The following is an 18,245-nucleotide window of genomic DNA, read 5'->3' as shown; positions in this document are numbered from 1 at the left end:
CATTCTGCATAACTAAATTCTTGCCTGGTAAGTAAATAAATTATAATATCTCCCTTCTTTCGCAATAAGTGATTCATGTGTACCTTGTTCAACAATTCTACCGTTCTCAATTACTAAAATCTGATCAGCTTTTCTAATGGTACTCAATCGATGGGCAATTACAAAAGTCGTTCTTCCTTCTGTAAGATGCGATAAACTTTTCTGAATTAAAGCTTCGCTTTCTGTGTCTAAATTTGATGTAGCTTCGTCTAAAATCAGTATACGGGGATCCGCTAAAACCGCTCTGGCAATGGCTATTCGCTGTCTTTGACCCCCTGAAAGTTTTATGCCTCGCTCACCAATTAGTGTGTCCAAACCATCTTCAAAACGATCCGTAAATTCGTCAACATAAGCCGCTTTAACAGCCTCCTGTAGTTGTTCTTCGGAAGCGTTGGGTCTTGGAAACAAAATATTCTCCCGTATGGTTCCTTCGAACAAAAAATCGTCCTGCAGTACCACGCCAAGATGTTTACGAAAACTGTTAAGGTCTACTTTTGACAGATCCTTACCATCTACTGTTATTGTACCACTCTGCTGGGTTAAAAAACTTGCAGCAAGCCCGGCAATGGTACTCTTACCAGACCCTGAACTTCCTACAAGTGCTACAACGGTACCTGCGTTTACTGAAAAATTAATGTCATGTAGCACTTCTTTTTCTTCTTCATATGCGAATGAAACCGAGTCAAATATCATATCTCCTTTAATCTCTTTCAATGCCAAAGTGCGTACCTCTTCGTTAGATTCAGGTTGCATATTCATTAATTCCTCTGTTCTGTCAAGCCCGGCCAGTGCTTCAGTAAGCTGACTACCAATATTACTCATTTGCACTATTGGGGCAATCATCAATCCCAACAGGAAGGTAAACGTTAAAAATTCACCCACCGTGAGTTCATCAATCATAATTTTATATCCTCCCATACCCATTATGCCTGTGGTAGCCAGTCCCAGGAGAAAAGTAGAAGAACTTGTCATAAAGGCGGTTGCGGTAAGACTTCTTTTTACATTTTCAAACAACCGGAGTACACCTTCTTCAAAAACGCCATGTTCCTGAGCTTCGGCGTTGAAGCCCTTGATAACCCTAATTCCTCCTAGTGTTTCCGTAAGCCTGCCTGTAACTTCTGCATTAATTTTCCCCCGATTGCGGAATATTGGTCGAATTATTTTAAAGGCCTTTAGTGCAATTACGGCGAAAATAGCCAGGGGGACTAATGCGAACAAGGTCATACTGGGGCTTATATTCAGAAGAAGAATCAATGAAACCACTGCAGTAATCGTTCCTCCTACCAACTGCACCAAGCCTGTCCCAATTAGATTTCGTACGCCTTCCACATCAGTCATTATTCTGGAAACTAGTTCACCTGATTTTGTATTATCAAAAAACCGAATTGGTAAAGACAAAATTTTCTTTTGTACCTGAGCCCGTAATTCAGAGATCATATATTGGGCCTGAACACTAAGTATTTTCGTTAACAGAAAGGAAGTTACGGCCTGTACTAAAATAGCAAATATGACCACCCCTAATAGAATTTTAAGGAATTCCATGTCTTTATTCGGAATAATGTCATCCATTAAATATTTAAGGGACAATGGTGCAACAAAACTGGCAGCCTTGCTCACTATTATCAATGCTAAACCTATAAAAACCAAATTCCTTCTGGGCCAAATGATGGTCTTAAATGCTTTTAGGATACTTACTCTTTTATCAGACATTGGAGATTTAGCTATATTTTATTATGAAAGGGTACAATTTACAGTAAAATTGCCATCCATTGGCCAAATCGATAATCCATGGTCATATTTTAAGGAAGAATTAGCATATATGTTTTAATACTTTTAATTTCACAAATACTTAAATTAAATTATGGAATCAAAAGACAGCAATGGAAATATTCTTGGAGATGGAGATAATGTACATGTAATCAAGGATTTGAAGATTAAGGGGATGTCTAAAACCCTAAAACGAGGTAATATCATAAAGAATATAAGGCTAACGAACAATCCACAGGAAGTGGAATGTAGAATAGGTAAAAGTCAGATTGTGCTCAAAACCCAGTTTTTGAAAAAAGCCTAAAAGAAATATTATTTTCTTATTAAAAAAGATAGAAGCACCTATGAAATATCCTCTAATTAAGTATATCAAATTTCTATCCCTTTCCGGATTACTTTGGCTTTTTGTATGCTGTAATACTTCACAAGGCCAATCCGAAACAGATCTATGGAAGGAACAGGCCGAGAACATCACAATTATAAGAGATGATTTTGGTATCCCCCATATTTACGGCAAAACTGATGCAGATGCTGTATTTGGCTTGCTTTATGCTCAATGTGAGGACGATTTTAACAGGGTAGAACAAAATTATATAAGGGCAATTGGCAGATTGGCGGAGGTTGAAGGAAAAGGGGCATTATACAGTGACCTCCGGGCAAATATGTTCATGAGCAAAGAAGAAGCAATAGCAAATTATGACAGTAGCCCTGATTGGTTAAAAAAGCTCTGTGATGCATTTGCGGATGGGATAAATTACTATTTGCATACCCATCCCGAGGTGAAACCCAGGTTATTGACCAGGTTTGAACCCTGGATGCCTATGTATTTTAGTGAAGGCTCAATTGGGGGAGATATTGAAGGGATAAGTACAGATAAAATACGCGCTTTTTACGAAGATGGAATGACATTTAGTAAAACAGAGGAAGCGAAAATTAAAAAACGCAAAGAAGAGCTAGAGCCTCAGGGATCTAATGGTATTGCTATCTCCGGAACATTAACACAAAGTGGTAACGCCATGCTACTAATAAATCCACATACTTCTTTTTATTTCAGGGGAGAAGTACATGTCGTAAGTGAAGAAGGCCTTAATGCTTATGGAGCTGTGACCTGGGGACAGTTTTTTGTCTATCAGGGATTCAATGAGAAAACCGGATGGATGCATACATCAACCTATACAGATGTAATGGACGAGTATGTTGAGGTAATTGAAGAAAAAGATAAGAAACTTTTTTATGCATATGGAGATGAATTGCGCCCCGTGATTCAAACCGAGATCGTTTTAAAATATAAGAATGGAGACGGATCGAAAGAAAAAATGTTCCCTGTCTACCGTACGCACCATGGACCTATTACCCATAAAGAAAATGAGTCGCCTGTGGCTTCGGCAATGATGTGGGAACCGATAAAAGCATTGGAACAATCCTATACCAGAACAAAGCAAAAGGATTATAAGGGTTTTCTTAAGATGATGGATATCCGCACCAATTCCTCTAATAATACTGTATATGCCGATGCCGATGGCAATATTGCATATTTTCATGGAAATTTTGTGCCGGTTCGAGATACCATTTTTGATTTTAGCCGACCTGTTGATGGAAGTAATCCAAAAACTGACTGGAAAGGATTGCATGCTGTTAATGAAAATATCCTTGTTTTAAATCCTAAAAATGGATGGATTCAAAATTGTAATTCTACTCCTTTTACGGCTGCCTTGGAAAATAGTCCAAAACGGGAGAATTACCCGAAGTACATGTCAATAGACCGGGAAAATTTTCGCGGGATCCATGCCATTGAATTGCTAAAGGATAGAAGTGGGTACACTATAGATAGCCTTATTTCTCTGGCCTATGATTCATACCTGCCTGCGTTTGCAGCATTAATTCCCGGGTTGGTATCTGCCTATGACGAATCTGAGACCAGACTTCCTGAACTGGCAGGGGCAATTGACATATTGCGCAACTGGGATTACAAAACTTCTGAAGAATCCGTAGCCATGACCCTGGCACATTTCTACGGTACTTCGTATGGCAGAAAAGGGAAGCGACCAGCCCCAATGAGCGATATGGAATTAATGTCATATTTTGGGTCATATTCTCCAGCAGAAGAGCGTTTGTACATTTTTAAAGAGGTAGTTGCACAATTAGAAAGCGATTTCGGGAATTGGAGTATTCCCTGGGGTGAGGTTAACAGGTATCAGCGTTTAAATGGTGATATCAGGCAGGCATTTGATGATAATAAACCCAGTATTCCAATTGGTTTCTCATCTGGTCGCTGGGGTGCTCTAGCTGCCTATGGGGCTAGATATAACAACAACACAATGAAGATATATGGTACCAGGGGGAATAGTTTTGTAGCAGTAGTAGAATTTGGTCCAAAAGTTAGCGCTAAAACAATTTTGGCCGGGGGACAAAGCGGTAATCCAAAATCACCTCATTTTGATGATCAGACAATGCCTTACGCCAGGGTAAAGTTTAAAGAAGCGGCATATTACAAAGAAGATGTACTTAAAAGAGCTAGGAATTCATATAAGCCGGGGATGAAATAGGGAGTAGAATTTTATTGCTTGACAACAATTAAAGACGCTTTAGAGCCCGTTGAAAGTAACCATTGATTAGAATGAATCAATGCCCCTTTATCATCATAAACATTTACCTGAGCTGTATTTGGCCCGGAAGAGCCCTGGTTTAAAGCTTCGAAATCTAATCGATTAAAGCCTTTTTCCAGGTCTATATTTATCCCTTTAAAACCTCCGGTAAGAAGGATATTGTACTCAACCACTTCACCATTTACGTAGACTCTTACACGATCACCATCAACATATTCATGATCCCGACAAACTATTCCCACGAAATTACCACCAGTTTTAACATCACCCAAATACATATTTCCAAAGTGCTTTTTGGAATTATTATTTTGGCGTTCACCCACTTTAGTATCCAATTTTAAATCAAAACCTGCTTGCTTCAACTCCTTTTCAGGAAGCATTTTTACATTCCTTGAATTTTTGGTTTCTTTAATACTTGCATTGGGATTATAATCTAGTATAGAGGGCATTTTCAAGGCCGTTCCACTATTGGGATTACTCTTTAAATCCAAATCTTTATCAGCCTCTATTTTTAAAGGCTGGGTTTTTGGAAAATCAGTTTGAGCGTTCACGCAAAAAACTGATAAAAAAAATAATGTTTGTAAATATTGGTGTTTCATAACCCTAATTCTACGGGGTAAAGTTAGCAAATACCTTGCCATAGGGGCTTAATTTGCTGTTAAAATCGATGAAATTAAGATTTTGGCATGAGGAAAATCACCAACTATTTTACTAGATAAGCTAACTATCTTTCGGGGTTTTCCAATATTGTGGCGGAGTAATTTCTGAGCGTTGATTCCAAAAATCGGGTGAAACTTTGTGCCCGTCAAATGTCATGAGCTTACGTTGATATACCCAAATAGTAGGATTGAATACCATATCGGTGACTCCTATTGTATACAATTGCGGTACTTCTTCCGAAATGCGTTTTTCTTCCTGAATAAGGACTTCAAACCCGTTATGTTCCAAAAGTTTTTTTAAAAATTCTACTCGTTCTGCAGTTACTTTCTTTTCAACAAAAGTTACCCTAGTTTCGTTAATACTACCGAATAAATGTTTACCTCCTAAACTCATAACCACTAATTAAAAGCACTACTTAATTCATAAATATAATCGTATAAGGGACTGTATATACCAAGTAACAAAATACCAAGGACTGTAATTACCAGCCCAATTCTCATATAAATTTTATTTCTGAAAAAAGGAATTGGATTATCACCTTTACGCAAAAACATTGCCCTTACCACTAACAAATAGTAATACAAAGAAATAGTTACATTCACTACCGCTAAAAAGACAAGAAAGTAGAACCCTTTACTGGCTGCAGCTGTAAAAAGAAAAAACTTCCCAAAAAATCCTGCTACCGGAGGGATACCCGCCAATGAGAAAAGGGCCAGCATAAGTACCAAACTCAGTTTGGGGTTAGTTCTGTATAAACCTTCGTAATCTTTTATGTTTTCTTTACCCGTTTGCAAAGAAATTGCCTGCACAACGCCAAATGCTGCTAAATTTGAGAAAATATAAATAAGCACAAAGTAAACCACCGTGGCTGTGCCTAATTGAGAACCGCCAATTAAGCCTAATAAAATAAACCCGGCCTGAGCTATAGATGAAAATGCCAAAAAGCGCTTCATATTCTGTTGCCTTAAAGCGAATAAATTTCCAATGAACATTGTGGCGATGGCAATTACATAAATTATGTTCTCCCAAAAATGAGCCAACGACTGTAAAACTGTAAATAGTAATATCATTAAAATGAAAACGGCCGCACCTTTTGATATGACAGATAAATAGGAGGCAATACTAATAGGGGCTCCTTCATAAACATCGGCCGTCCAAAAATGAAATGGCACGAGAGAAATCTTAAAGCTAATTCCAGCAAATAATAATACAACACCCAGAAGGGTTAAGTTTGCTGAAGTGAGCATATGGGCAATTTCACTAAAATAAATAGAGCCTGTGGTGGCGTAGAGTATTGAAATACCGAACAATGTAATTCCCGAAGCAAAAGCGGACGAAAGTATTAGTTTAATCCCTGATTCACTTGAAATTCTTTTCATTGTTTCATAAGCAGCAAGCGCAGCTACCGGAAGTGTGGATAACTCAAGCCCAAGATAGAACATTAAAAAATCACCTGCTGAAATCATAAAATATATTCCAAGCAACGAGGAGAACAATAAGATAAAGAATTCGGAACCCTTATTTTGATTCACTATTTTTTCCTTTATCCAGTCTGCAGACTGCAACAACAGGATAAGGACTCCGATGTTCAATACGTTTTTGAAAAAATGAATCAGGTGGTTGGTGCGAAACATTCCTCCAAATAAATTACTTTCATCAATCTCAAAAAACCCGACAATGGTGTGTATACCAAACAAAAAGATGACAAGGTGTATTATGCTTACTTTTTTGTGTTTTGGGATAAAAATCTCGGCTATAACCAGAAGCAGGATAATTGCCAGTAAAGCAATTTCTTGTCTCATTAATAAAAAGCTGCTAAAATTCATTTTTGGTTATTTAATTTTCAGGTTATAAAACTCCTTTTAAAAACGGATCGAGACTTTTCAGGATCATTTCACTTAACCACAGTGGCGCAACGCCAATAGCAATTATTGGTAAAAGGAGTAATAAAATACCTAGTTTTTCATACCATCGTACTCTTTCAATATTTAAGTAGGCTTCATTTTTTACAGGGCCCATTAACATGATGCCAACCACACGCAATATATATACCGCCGTTACAACTATTGCAGAGACCGCTATCACAGTAGCAATTCTATAAAAGATATCGTCCTTTTCAAAGGCACCTACGAAGATGTTCATTTCAGCGACAAAACCACTAAAGCCAGGCAATCCCAATGAGGCTAAACCGGCAATAACATAGACCGCCGAAATAAAAGGAATTACCTTTAATAGTCCTCCTAATTTGGTAACATCACGAGTATGCGTTCTTCCATAAATCATCCCTATTAAAGCAAAGAAAAGTGCTGTCATAAAACCATGTGAGAGTGATTGCAGAATGGCACCATTCCAGGCCGTTTTATTCAACATAAGTAATGCAAAAAGTACCAGTCCTAAATGGCTCACGGAGGAATACGCATTAATGTACTTTAAATCTGTTTGTTTAATAGCAGCAAATGCCCCATAAATGACACCAAAGGCAGACAAAATAATAAAGAACCATGACCAGTGCAATGCTCCCTCTGGCAACAAAAAGATAGCTACTCTAAATACACCATACCCACCCAGTTTCATAAGGACCCCCGCATGTAACATAGAAACTGCAGTAGGCGCCGATGCATGACCGTCAGGAGACCAGGTATGGAATGGGAATAAGGCTCCAATTACAGCAAATCCAATAAAAGTAATCGGGAAGAATAATCTTTGTGCTTCTACAGGAATGTTCACTTTAGCTATTTCCAGGATATTAAAGGTTAATGCACCTCCGTCTGCATTTGAGTTAAAGTAAATGCCCAATATCCCAACCAGAAGTACAGCAGATGCACCCATAAGCATGAGTGTTAGTTTCATTGCAGAAAATTCCCTTGGGCCGGTACCCCATATGCCTATTAATAAATACATTGGTATTACGGCAATCTCAAAGAATACAAACATTGTAAAGAGGTCAATGGAAATAAAGAAGCCATAAACACCAATAGAAAGTACAATTAGAGATATGAAAAACTCCTTAGGCAAGTCTTCCATTTTCCAGGAAATAAAGACTCCGGCCAGTACTACAATCGCTGTCAATAACAACAGCGCTACGGAGATACCATCAACTCCAATATTATAATGAATATTGAAGTTTTTGAACCAAACCACGTCTTTTGTAAAAACCATAATAGCTTCATTAATCTCCCTCTCTTTGATATAAGAAAACAAAAGGTTAATTGCCATTCCCAGCTGAACAAGACTTCCTGCCAAAGCAACCATTCTGGCCTGTTTTAGATTTTTTGTAAAAATTAAAACCAAAACAGTTAATGCAGGCACTACAATAAAAAGGGATAAAATATCCATATTATTAATTTAATTTGTCCATATATAGATGAATATAATAGCAATTACTACAGCTCCTGCGATAAATGCAAAAGCATAATCCTGGACCTTACCAGACTGCAAACCTTTAATTTTCTCAGATGTATTAACAGTTTGATTTCCAATTCCAACCATTGTCCCGTCCACATATTTTTTATCAAATCTTGCCGCGGACCTTGCAATAATATTGAACAGTATTTTTTTGGTGACAAACAGATAGAGTTCATCAAAATAGAACTTATGAAAAGCCGATGTAAAGAGTACTCCTAAACGATTTGCAAATTTATCTGCAAGTTCATTTTCTTTTTTATAAAATAGCCACGAAAGACCAATTCCAATTAGTCCGGCAAAAACTGCAATGGCGGCTAATGGATAATTCATGTGAGTTTCAAACCCAGCTTGATCTGCACTAATAAATTCACTAAATGGAATAAACCCACCAACTATACTTAAAAATGCTAATATTAAAAGAGGAGTAGTCATAGACCATGGAGATTCGTGTGGTTTATTTTTGTAAGCACCTTCTTTTCCCCAAAATATTCCAAAATAGATTCTAAATATGTAAAATGCGGTAAGACCGGCTACGAATAATCCAATTATGTATAAGAACTTATTGTGTTCAAACGCAGCCACAAGAATTTCATCTTTACTCCAAAAGCCAGCTAAAGGGGGTACCCCTGCAATGGCCAGAGCCGCTATTAAAAATGTAATATTTGTAATTGGCATGTATTTTCGCAATCCACCCATGTCTTTAAGGTAATTACTATGGATAGCATGAATCACAGAACCAGCGCATAAAAACAGCAATGCTTTGAACATGGCATGGGTAAACAAGTGGAACATGGATGCCATATAGCCCAAACCTTCATGTCCTTCGTATCCTGAAACTCCCAGAGCCAGCATCATATATCCCAATTGTGACATGGTTGAAAATGCCAGGACCCGTTTGATATCTGTTTGCGTGATTGCAATTACAGCGGCAAAAAGAGCGGTAAAAGCTCCTACAAAGGCCACAATATTTAATGCAAAGCCATCTTCAATAAAATAGTACATAGGGAATAAACGAGCTACCAGGTAAACACCTGCAACAACCATTGTAGCTGCATGGATTAATGCTGACACCGGGGTTGGTCCTTCCATTGCATCCGGTAACCAGATATGCAAGGGAAACATGGCCGATTTTCCTGCCCCTCCAATAAAAATCAAAACCAGCGCCCAGGTAAGAGCAGATAGTCCCATGAACGAAGTGGATGCCCAGTTTAAAATACTGGTTCCTTCAGGATTGTTCAAAGTTTCAAAATCAAATGTCCCTGTATAGTAACCAATAATCAAGATTCCTATTAGAAAGCCCAGATCTGCAAAACGAGTAACAACAAAGGCCTTTTTAGCAGCAGCAACGGCAGATTCTTTGGTATAATAGTATCCTATTAATAAATAGGAGGATACACCAACTAATTCCCAGAAAATGTAGATTTGGAATAGATTGGTTGCCAAAACCAAGCCATACATGGAAAATGTGAACAAGGATAGAAAGGCGAAGTATTTGGTGTAACCCGGGTCACCCTTCATATATCCTCTGCTATAAATATGAACCATTAAGGATATTACAGAAACTACAATTAACATCATAACTGAAATAGGATCAACCAGAATTCCCATATCAATATGAAGGCTATCTGTAAAGTTCATCCAAACTGTTTTTTCTACAATAGTTTGATAAACCCCTTCTGTTTTTCCGATTATAAAAAAGTAATTATAGGCTGAATAAAATGCCAGGGAGGTGGAGATAAGTAAACCTAAAACTCCTACATAACCGGAAACCGCTGGTTTAATTTTGTTATAAAAAAGCCCGAGGATCAAAAATACCGCCAGAGGTATAAGTGGAATTAAGATGATGTGATTCAGATTCATGCTCGGTTATTTAGTATTTCATAGTTTCAATGTCCTTGACTTCCACTGAGCTAATTTGCCTGTACAGATTAATAATAATAGAGACAGCAAGAGCTGTTTCTGCAGCTGCGACGGCTATTATAAAAATTGAAAAATAAACGCCCTGCAGGACTTCAGGAAACAAATATTTATTAATGATCACAAAGTTTACTACTGAGGCATTTAGCATTAACTCAACGGAAATTAAAATGGAGATCAGATTGGTTCTTGTGATAAAGCCATATACCCCTATAAAAAAAAGGATTGAAGTTACCGTAAGAATTTCATATATGCTTATTCCAGGTATCATTGTGGTTGATTATTTTTCTCGGTTAATTTTTTCCCTTTGGCAATTACTATGGCTCCTATCATTGCTGCCAATAAGAGTACACTAATCACCTCAAATGGCAATATAAATCCACCGGCCTCATAGCTTAGTAGTCCGGCACCAATATCGGCCGTGGTGGTGGTTAAAGAGTTAGTGATAACATTAAAATCATAGGAGTAAATGGCCGTTAAAAAAACGCCCAACCCTATTATACACGCAATAGCTGTCACTATTTTTTTCGATGCTTTGGCCATTTCCAATTCCATTTCAATATGGTGCACCAGCAATACTGAAAATATGATTAGCACAACAATTCCACCTGCGTAGACCGTTAATTGAATTGCAGCAAGAAAATTATAATCTATCAAAAAGAAAATCCCCGCGATACTTACTAGAACAAAAGAAAGGTAAATCACAGAACGAAGCATTTTTCTACTCGTTACTGAAGCTATGCCAAATGCAATAATTACTGCGGCCAGGCAATAAAAAATAATTCTCTCCATACTTAATCTTCTACACCGGCTTGTAACTTGGAATCCGGTTCGTTTAATACTCTTGTAAGTGCAGTTCGGTCATATACAGAATTCTCAAAATTTTGACCCCATTTAATTGCATCTGTAGGGCAGACATCTATGCAGAGTCCGCACATGGTACACATACTTAAATGATACACAAACTGATCTATTTTTTTCTTCTTTTTACCCGTATTTTCGTCAATACCCCTGTCCCATATGATTTCAATCGTTCCATTAGGGCAGGCTATTTCACATTTTTGACAGCCCGTACATCGATGCTCGTTATTTTCATTATGTGGCATAATGACTTCACCGCGAAAACGATCAAACATCTTAAGAGTTTCTCTATTATCCGGATATTGTTGCGTGATAGCACCCTTCCTGGAGGTCACAAAATACTTCCCGGTAACACTCATGCCGGTGAGCAAGGTTTTTATGCCTCTATAGATATCTGAAAAGTAACTCATAATCTTAAAAACTTATAGTTAAATTGAGCCATACCAATAAGGCCATTATCACAATATTTGCCAGGTTTAAGGGCAATAGATACTTCCATTCCAATGTAAGAAGTTGATCTATTCTCAACCGGGGGAACGTCCACCGAAACCACATCATTAAAAAAACCAGGATAAGCGCCTTAAGTAAAAACCAAAATACTCCCAACAAAGGAATAGATTCTGTTATTCCAAAAGGAGACAACCAGGCACCAAAAAACACAGTGGTAGCAATGGCAGCAATAATAAACATATTTATAAATTCGGCTAAAAAGAAATAGGCAAACTTCATTCCTGAGTATTCTGTATGAAATCCGGCCCCCAATTCTGATTCGGCTTCAACCATATCAAAAGGTGCTCTGTTGGTTTCAGCAGTACCGGCAATCATATATATCATAAAGGCTATAATTGCAGGGATATGCCCCTGGACAATTAACCAACCCGACTTTTGAACTTCTACAATCTCTGAAAGCTGAAGGCTTCCTGTTATTAAAACCATGGTTAGGAGTGACAGCCCAATAGAGAGTTCATAGCTAATAGTTTGTACTCCACTTCGCATTGCACCGATCATAGCAAATTTGTTGTTGGAACTCCATCCACCTAATAAAATACCAATAACTCCTATGGATGAAACAGCAATTAAAAAAAAGAGTCCAATATTAATGTCGAATGCCTGAAATTCCTTGGTAAAAGGAAAGACACTCAACGCCATTAACGAAGTAATTATTACAAAATACGGCGCTAAATTATAGAGAAATTTATCTGCCTTGGTAGTACCGGTTAACTCCTTGGACAGAAGCTTTATGGCATCGGCCATTGTTTGTAACAAACCCTGAAACCCCACTCTATTAGGTCCTATTCTTAATTGAAACCAGGCAGCAACCCTTCTTTCCAGTAATACTAGGAATAAACCGGCAATTGCAAAAATTCCCAAATAAACAAGCGCTATCAATACCATCTCAGCAATATTGGCTGCCGCTTCGGGCATAATGCTAAAGAGCCAATCGTGAATATTTTTTGTTATACTTAAAGCACTATTCATATTATTCTTTTATCTATCTATATCTGGTATAACAAGATCAAGCGTAGCCATAGTAGCTACCAAATCGCCTATTTTACCACCTACCGCAATATGGTTGAGTAACGAAAGATTTGAAAATCCAGGAGACCTGAATTTTAAGCGATACGGACTTTTAGTTCCCGTACTTATTATATAAACACCTAATTCGCCTCTTGCTGTTTCCACTTTTTGGTAATATTCTCCCTTTGGCAATTTTATTACCGCATTTGTTGCTACTCTGTGCTCTCCTTCCGGGATGTTGTCTATTAATTGCTCCACAATTGACATAGATTCCCACATTTCCTGAATCCTTACCAGATAGCGGGCATATGTATCGCCCTCTGTTCTTAGTGCTTCATTAAATGTTACTTTATCCAAAGCGCTGTAGGGATGGTGTTTTCTTACATCACAGGAATACCCGGAAGCTCTGCCTACAGGCCCGGAGGCCCCATAAGATATAGCGTCTTCCCTACTTAGGACACCTACACCTTTAGCTCTTTTTTGAAAAATGATATTATTTGTTAGTAGACGGTCGTATTCCGGAAGTTTGGTCCTGAAATGGGTGATAAATTCTTTAACCCTTTTTACAAAATTTGGATGAATATCGAACATTAGTCCACCAGGGACGTTATAATTCATGGTTAGGCGAGCACCACAGGTTTCTTCAAATATATCATTAAGGAGTTCCCGGTCCCTAAAGCCGTAAAAATAGGTGGTTAAGGCACCAACATCCATACCCATAACTCCCCACCATAAACAGTGCGAGGATATTCTTGTAAGTTCACCAATTATTGTTCTAATTACTTTTACCCGATCCGGAATTTCAAGTTGCAGGGCATTTTCAACGGTGAGACAAACAGCTTCATTATTAATGTTGGCGGACAAGTAATCCATTCTATCCGTTAAGTGAACTATTTGCTGATAGCTATCGCGTTCACACATTTTTTCAATGGAACGATGAATATAACCCAGGTCTGGTTCAACTTTTTTTATAATCTCGCCATCTATTGTTAGCAAAAGTCTGAGAACACCATGTGTTGCAGGGTGTTGTGGCCCCATATTTATGAAATATTCTTCAGATTTAAAGTTGCTGTTAGCAGTGACTGTCTCCATAACTGATTATTTGATAATCATATTAATGTTGTCTTCATAATCCTTTCGCAATGGAAAACCATCCCAGTCATCTGTTAAGAAAAGGCGTTTTAAGTTAGGATGATTGGTAAATTTTATTCCAAAAAAATCGAATACTTCACGTTCATGAAACTCAGCTGTTGCCCAAATATCATAGACTGAATCTATAACAGGATTTTCTCTTTCTGCCGTTTGCGTTTTTACTACAAGGCTGTGCCTGAAGTTTGTAGATTCCAAATGGTAAACCACGCCGAGTTCTTCTCCCCAATCAATGCCACTTAAGCAAAATAGATAATCAAGACTTGTTTGATCATTATGTTTTAGTTTGAACATGATGGCATGCAATTCTTCTATTGGAACCGTTACATTGAGGTATTGGGACCCTTCTTCAGTAAATTCCAAATTGGGACTCCAACTGTCTATTAATTCCTGTAATTCTTCGTTCTTCATCTATTTTTTATAAGCCTTCATCAAACCCGTCAATTGGATTTATTTTATGTTTCATATTTTCTGTCCTTATTTTATCCTGCAGCATTAGCATGCCTTCTAGCAATGCTTCAGGTCTGGGAGGGCAACCAGGCACATATACATCAACGGGGATAACATGATCTGCACCTTTTACCACCGAATAAGTGTTGTAGAAAAAGGGACCTCCCGAAATGGCACAGGCTCCCATGGCAATAACATATCTTGGTTCAGCCATCTGATCGTATAAGCGTCTGAGTACAGGGGCCATTTTGTTCACTATTGTCCCTGCTATTATTATCAAATCGGCTTGTCTGGGGGAAGGTCTGGCAACTTCAAATCCAAACCTGGAGTAATCATGGCGCGATGCACCGGTCTGCATCATTTCAATAGCACAACAACTAGTTCCAAAGTATAAAGACCATAAAGAATTGGATCTGCCCCAGTTAATTATTTTATCTAATGAGGTCACAATAACGTTGGCGCCGTTGCCCGCCGGGATCACTTTTCCCGGAAAATCTTCGGGAACTTTACCCGGCTGACTCATGGGGTCATTTGTCTTATCTATTCCCATCTTAATGCTCCTTTTTTCCATGCATATAATAAGCCTAACCCTAAAATGACAAGGAAGATTAATATTTCAAGAAATGCAATTGCTCCAATATCTTTAAACACCACAGCCCAAGGAACCAAAAAGGCCACCTCTACATCAAAAATCAAAAATAGTATAGCAAACAAATAATAACCCACCTTAAACTGAACCCATGTTGGGCCGATAGTGGTCATACCACTCTCGTAAGGTTCCCTTTTCTGAGGGTTATCTGACTTATGTGAAATTAAATTTGATAAAAAATTCGCTCCCGCAACCAGGACAATTCCAGCAAGAAAAAATACAATAATGGCTTCTGAACCCATAAGCTAATTTATGTTATTTAACTTCATAAGTTTCTCCTGAGAAGAATAAATCATCTGTCTTTGCAAAGCTTGAACCAGCTTTTACTGCGGCCGTTAATTCAGTAACCCGTTCTTCGAAAGTAACGTCTGGAAAACTTCTAATGATACCGGTAACTAATGGGTATTCAGATCTTACCAACATTTGATGTAAGGTTGGATCTTGGGCTTCAGCATCATGAACAAGCAGATCGGCTTCAGTAATTCCATTTTCTCCCAGGGTCACCACTTCCAATTTTAAACCGTTTAAGACCAGACCTTTGTTTCGTTCTTTGCCAAATATCATCGGTTTTCCATGTTCAACAAATAATTGTTTGTCTTCTCTTACCGCCTTATCTGTATATTTTGAAAAACAACCATCATTGAAAATCGGACAATTTTGAAGGACCTCGATTAAAGAAGTGCCTTTAAATTTTTCGGATTTAATGAACATGTCTGTCATTTCTTTTGGAGTATTTCCCCCAATTCTGGCAAAAAATCGAGCTTGTGCACCAATAGCCAACTCCCCTGGTAAAAATGGTGGTTGAGTATTACCATAAGGAGATGATTTTGTCTTTTGCCCAACCAGTGAAGTTGGGGAGAATTGCCCCTTGGTTAAACCGTAAATTTCATTATTGAACAATACAATATTCAAATCCAGGTTTCTTCTTAACACGTGAATAAAATGGTTACCACCTATAGCCATTGAATCTCCATCCCCGGTTATTATCCAAACACTGAGGTCAGGATTGGCAAGCTTTACTCCCGATGCTATTGCCGGGGCCCTTCCATGAATACTATGCATACCATAGGTGTTCATGTAATAAGGAAAACGGGAAGAACACCCTATTCCAGAAATGAATACCACATCTTCTTTTTTAAGGCCCATTTCGGGAAGTGCCTTTTGCATGGAGCGGAGGATGACATAGTCGTCACAACCAGGACACCACCTTACTTCCTGATCACTGGCAAAATCTTTAAACGTATATTCTGGCGTTGCTGTTGTCTCCATTATTTAGATATTATTTTTTTAAATTCCTCTATAAGTTCACTGTTGCCAAAAGGTAATCCTTGAACCTTATTATATTGTAAAAACTCAATGCCATGAAAATTCATTCTTAAAACTGAAGCAAACTGGCCTGTATTTAATTCGCATACGATTATTCGTTTAAATCTTTTTAAGACCTCCTCCGTATTTTTAGGTAAGGGATTTATATAGTTAAAATGTGCAAGCCCAACAGAAGAATAGCCTTCCTGCCCTAACTCTTTTACCGAAGAATATAAGGTGCCATAAGTGCCACCCCATCCAATTACCAGTAAATCGCCTTCATCAGCAAATTCTGTTTTAAGTTTTGGGATATAATTTTCAACCCTCTTTACCTTTTCAGCTCTGACACTGGTCATGTGTTCATGATTCTCGGGGTTATAAGATACCTGACCAGTCACTTTATTTTTTTCCAACCCACCAACTCTGTGTTCCAAACCAAATGTTCCTGGAATTGCCCAGTCGCGCGCTAAAGTTTCTTCATCTCTGTCATAAGGATTCCATGTTTCTTTTGCTTCTTTTATCAGCTTGGTTTTTATCTCGGGCATTTCAGATACAGATTGTATTTTCCAGGGTGCAGAACCATTGGCAATATAACCGTCGGTCAATAGGATTACAGGAGTCATATGTTCAATAGCCAGTTTTGCTGCTTCATAAGCATAATTAAAACAATTAGAAGGAGTACTGGCTGCTATAATAATAACCGGACTCTCACCATTTCTACCATACAATGCCTGGAGTAAATCTGACTGTTCAGTTTTAGTAGGCAAGCCTGTAGATGGGCCTCCTCTTTGAACATCAACAACAACTAATGGCAATTCTAGTATCATCGCTAGACCAAGTGCTTCGCCTTTTAATGCCAATCCCGGACCTGAAGTGGTAGTTATTGCTAAATCGCCTGCAAAAGCCGCACCTATAGCAGATGTGATCCCTGCAATTTCATCTTCCGCTTGTAAGGCTTTAACGCCAAAGTGTTTATGCTTTACCAGTTCGTGAAGAATATCAGAGGCAGGAGTAATAGGGTAAGAACCCAAAAATAATTCCAGACCCGATTTTTCTGCTGCTGCTAAAAAGCCCCATGCAGTAGCAGTATTTCCCATAACTATTCTGTACGTGCCTGCAGCCATTTTAGCGGGAGCAACAGTGTACGAATTGGGAATTAATTCCAGGGTTTCTGCAAAATAGAAACCTGCATTTAACACCTTTGTATTGGCTTCTATTAATTCTGGTTTGTTTTTAAATTTTTTATTGAAAAATCCTATGGTATGCTCCGTAGACCTGTTGTACATCCAATAAACCATTCCCAGGGCAAACATATTTTTACTTCTGGTGATACTTTTATTGTCTAGTCCCTCAACCTCTTTTAGTGCTTCTTTTGTAAGCGAAGTCATTGCAACTTCAATCACATGATAATTTTCCAAACTACCGTCTTCGAGTGGATTGGATTCATACTGCGCTTTTTCTAAATTCTTTTTAGAAAAGGCATCTGAATCCACAATTACGGAATGGCCGGGGTTTACGGCGTGTAAGTTAGTTTTGAGCCCTGCAGGATTCATGGCAACCAAAAGGTCCACATTTTCGCCCGGAGCACTTATTTCAACACTGCCAATATGGACCTGAAAACCCGAAACTCCATAGAGGCTTCCCTGAGGGGCCCTAATTTCTGCCGGGTAATTTGGAAATGTGGCAATATCATTACCAAACATCGCAGAAGTATCGGAAAACTGCGTGCCGGTTAATTGCATACCATCGCCGGAATCGCCTACAAATCTTACGACTACGGCTTCCAGTGTCTCTTTTGGTTGTTTTGTTTTTGTAGCAATCATCTATACATATTTATTTTTTGCTTATTTTTATCTTAAATGCCATCTAATCAAAAATATTGGTGCCAAATATAAAATGGACGTTTATAAAGAAATATG

At 38.2% G+C, this 18,245-nt stretch carries 18 protein-coding genes; 2 read left to right on the top strand and 16 right to left on the bottom strand.

Annotated features, from left to right (window positions below; all coding sequences use genetic code 11):
* Positions 1-12: 12 nt before the first annotated feature.
* Positions 13-1,749 carry an ABC transporter ATP-binding protein gene (locus ABJH90_RS12710; RefSeq protein WP_348141520.1) on the bottom strand — a complete coding sequence of 579 codons (1,737 nt, stop codon included), beginning with the start codon at positions 1,747-1,749 and terminating at the stop codon, positions 13-15.
* A gap of 151 nt (positions 1,750-1,900) precedes the next feature.
* Between ABJH90_RS12710 and ABJH90_RS12705 the strand changes: the two genes are divergently transcribed.
* Both ABJH90_RS12705 and ABJH90_RS12700 read left to right on the top strand, forming a co-directional pair.
* Positions 1,901-2,110 (top strand): alkylphosphonate utilization protein, encoded by a 210-nt coding sequence (locus ABJH90_RS12705; RefSeq protein WP_348141522.1) that lies wholly within the window; start codon positions 1,901-1,903, stop codon positions 2,108-2,110.
* Between the two features lie 40 nt (positions 2,111-2,150).
* Entirely contained in the window at positions 2,151-4,352 is a 2,202-nt protein-coding gene (locus tag ABJH90_RS12700) for an acylase (protein ID WP_348141524.1), read from the top strand.
* A gap of 11 nt (positions 4,353-4,363) precedes the next feature.
* On the opposite strand, the gene ABJH90_RS12695 is transcribed toward ABJH90_RS12700, so the two are convergent.
* From ABJH90_RS12695 to ABJH90_RS12625, 15 genes are all read right to left on the bottom strand, one after another.
* A complete protein-coding gene (locus tag ABJH90_RS12695) occupies positions 4,364-4,963 on the bottom strand; it encodes a hypothetical protein (protein WP_348141526.1) in 600 nt (199 codons plus the stop codon).
* 169 nt (positions 4,964-5,132) lie between these two features.
* Positions 5,133-5,465 (bottom strand): hypothetical protein, encoded by a 333-nt coding sequence (locus ABJH90_RS12690; RefSeq protein ID WP_348141528.1) that lies wholly within the window; start codon positions 5,463-5,465, stop codon positions 5,133-5,135.
* Between the two features lie 5 nt (positions 5,466-5,470).
* A complete protein-coding gene (locus ABJH90_RS12685; protein ID WP_348141530.1) occupies positions 5,471-6,898 on the bottom strand; it encodes an NADH-quinone oxidoreductase subunit N in 1,428 nt (475 codons plus the stop codon).
* Positions 6,899-6,920: 22 nt separating this feature from the next.
* Positions 6,921-8,408: an NADH-quinone oxidoreductase subunit M gene (locus ABJH90_RS12680; RefSeq protein WP_348141532.1), complete on the bottom strand. Its 1,488-nt coding sequence runs from the start codon at positions 8,406-8,408 to the stop codon at positions 6,921-6,923.
* Between the two features lie 9 nt (positions 8,409-8,417).
* Positions 8,418-10,337: an NADH-quinone oxidoreductase subunit L gene (nuoL, locus tag ABJH90_RS12675; RefSeq protein WP_348141534.1), complete on the bottom strand. Its 1,920-nt coding sequence runs from the start codon at positions 10,335-10,337 to the stop codon at positions 8,418-8,420.
* A gap of 10 nt (positions 10,338-10,347) precedes the next feature.
* Complete coding sequence (nuoK, locus tag ABJH90_RS12670) at positions 10,348-10,665, bottom strand: NADH-quinone oxidoreductase subunit NuoK (protein WP_348141536.1); 318 nt, start codon at positions 10,663-10,665, stop codon at positions 10,348-10,350.
* On the bottom strand, positions 10,662-11,186 hold the full coding sequence (locus ABJH90_RS12665) for an NADH-quinone oxidoreductase subunit J (protein ID WP_348141538.1): 525 nt from the start codon (positions 11,184-11,186) through the stop codon (positions 10,662-10,664). Before ABJH90_RS12665 ends, nuoK begins: the two co-directional genes overlap by 4 nt.
* A 2-nt stretch (positions 11,187-11,188) precedes the next feature.
* On the bottom strand, positions 11,189-11,665 hold the full coding sequence (locus tag ABJH90_RS12660) for a 4Fe-4S binding protein (RefSeq protein WP_348141540.1): 477 nt from the start codon (positions 11,663-11,665) through the stop codon (positions 11,189-11,191).
* A 4-nt stretch (positions 11,666-11,669) separates the two neighbouring features.
* Positions 11,670-12,734, bottom strand: a complete 1,065-nt coding sequence (nuoH, locus tag ABJH90_RS12655; RefSeq protein ID WP_348141542.1) for an NADH-quinone oxidoreductase subunit NuoH — start codon at positions 12,732-12,734, stop codon at positions 11,670-11,672.
* Positions 12,735-12,743: 9 nt separating this feature from the next.
* A complete protein-coding gene (locus tag ABJH90_RS12650; RefSeq protein ID WP_348141544.1) occupies positions 12,744-13,865 on the bottom strand; it encodes an NADH-quinone oxidoreductase subunit D in 1,122 nt (373 codons plus the stop codon).
* A 6-nt stretch (positions 13,866-13,871) separates the two neighbouring features.
* On the bottom strand, positions 13,872-14,333 hold the full coding sequence (locus ABJH90_RS12645; protein ID WP_348141546.1) for an NADH-quinone oxidoreductase subunit C: 462 nt from the start codon (positions 14,331-14,333) through the stop codon (positions 13,872-13,874).
* Positions 14,334-14,340: 7 nt separating this feature from the next.
* Complete coding sequence (nuoB, locus tag ABJH90_RS12640) at positions 14,341-14,922, bottom strand: NADH-quinone oxidoreductase subunit NuoB (RefSeq protein WP_348141548.1); 582 nt, start codon at positions 14,920-14,922, stop codon at positions 14,341-14,343.
* On the bottom strand, positions 14,913-15,263 hold the full coding sequence (locus tag ABJH90_RS12635) for an NADH-quinone oxidoreductase subunit A (RefSeq protein ID WP_348141551.1): 351 nt from the start codon (positions 15,261-15,263) through the stop codon (positions 14,913-14,915). The genes nuoB and ABJH90_RS12635 overlap by 10 nt, the downstream gene beginning before the upstream one ends.
* 13 nt (positions 15,264-15,276) lie before the next feature.
* Positions 15,277-16,290: a 2-oxoacid:ferredoxin oxidoreductase subunit beta gene (locus ABJH90_RS12630; RefSeq protein WP_348141553.1), complete on the bottom strand. Its 1,014-nt coding sequence runs from the start codon at positions 16,288-16,290 to the stop codon at positions 15,277-15,279.
* Positions 16,290-18,149, bottom strand: a complete 1,860-nt coding sequence (locus tag ABJH90_RS12625; protein WP_348141555.1) for a 2-oxoacid:acceptor oxidoreductase subunit alpha — start codon at positions 18,147-18,149, stop codon at positions 16,290-16,292. The genes ABJH90_RS12630 and ABJH90_RS12625 overlap by 1 nt, the downstream gene beginning before the upstream one ends.
* Positions 18,150-18,245 lie beyond the last annotated feature (96 nt).

This window comes from Eudoraea sp. (assembly GCF_039969275.1).
Classification (GTDB): Bacteria; Bacteroidota; Bacteroidia; order Flavobacteriales; family Flavobacteriaceae; genus Eudoraea.
Note: the sequence above shows the minus strand (reverse complement) of the source record. Positions and strands in the feature narration are given on the sequence as shown.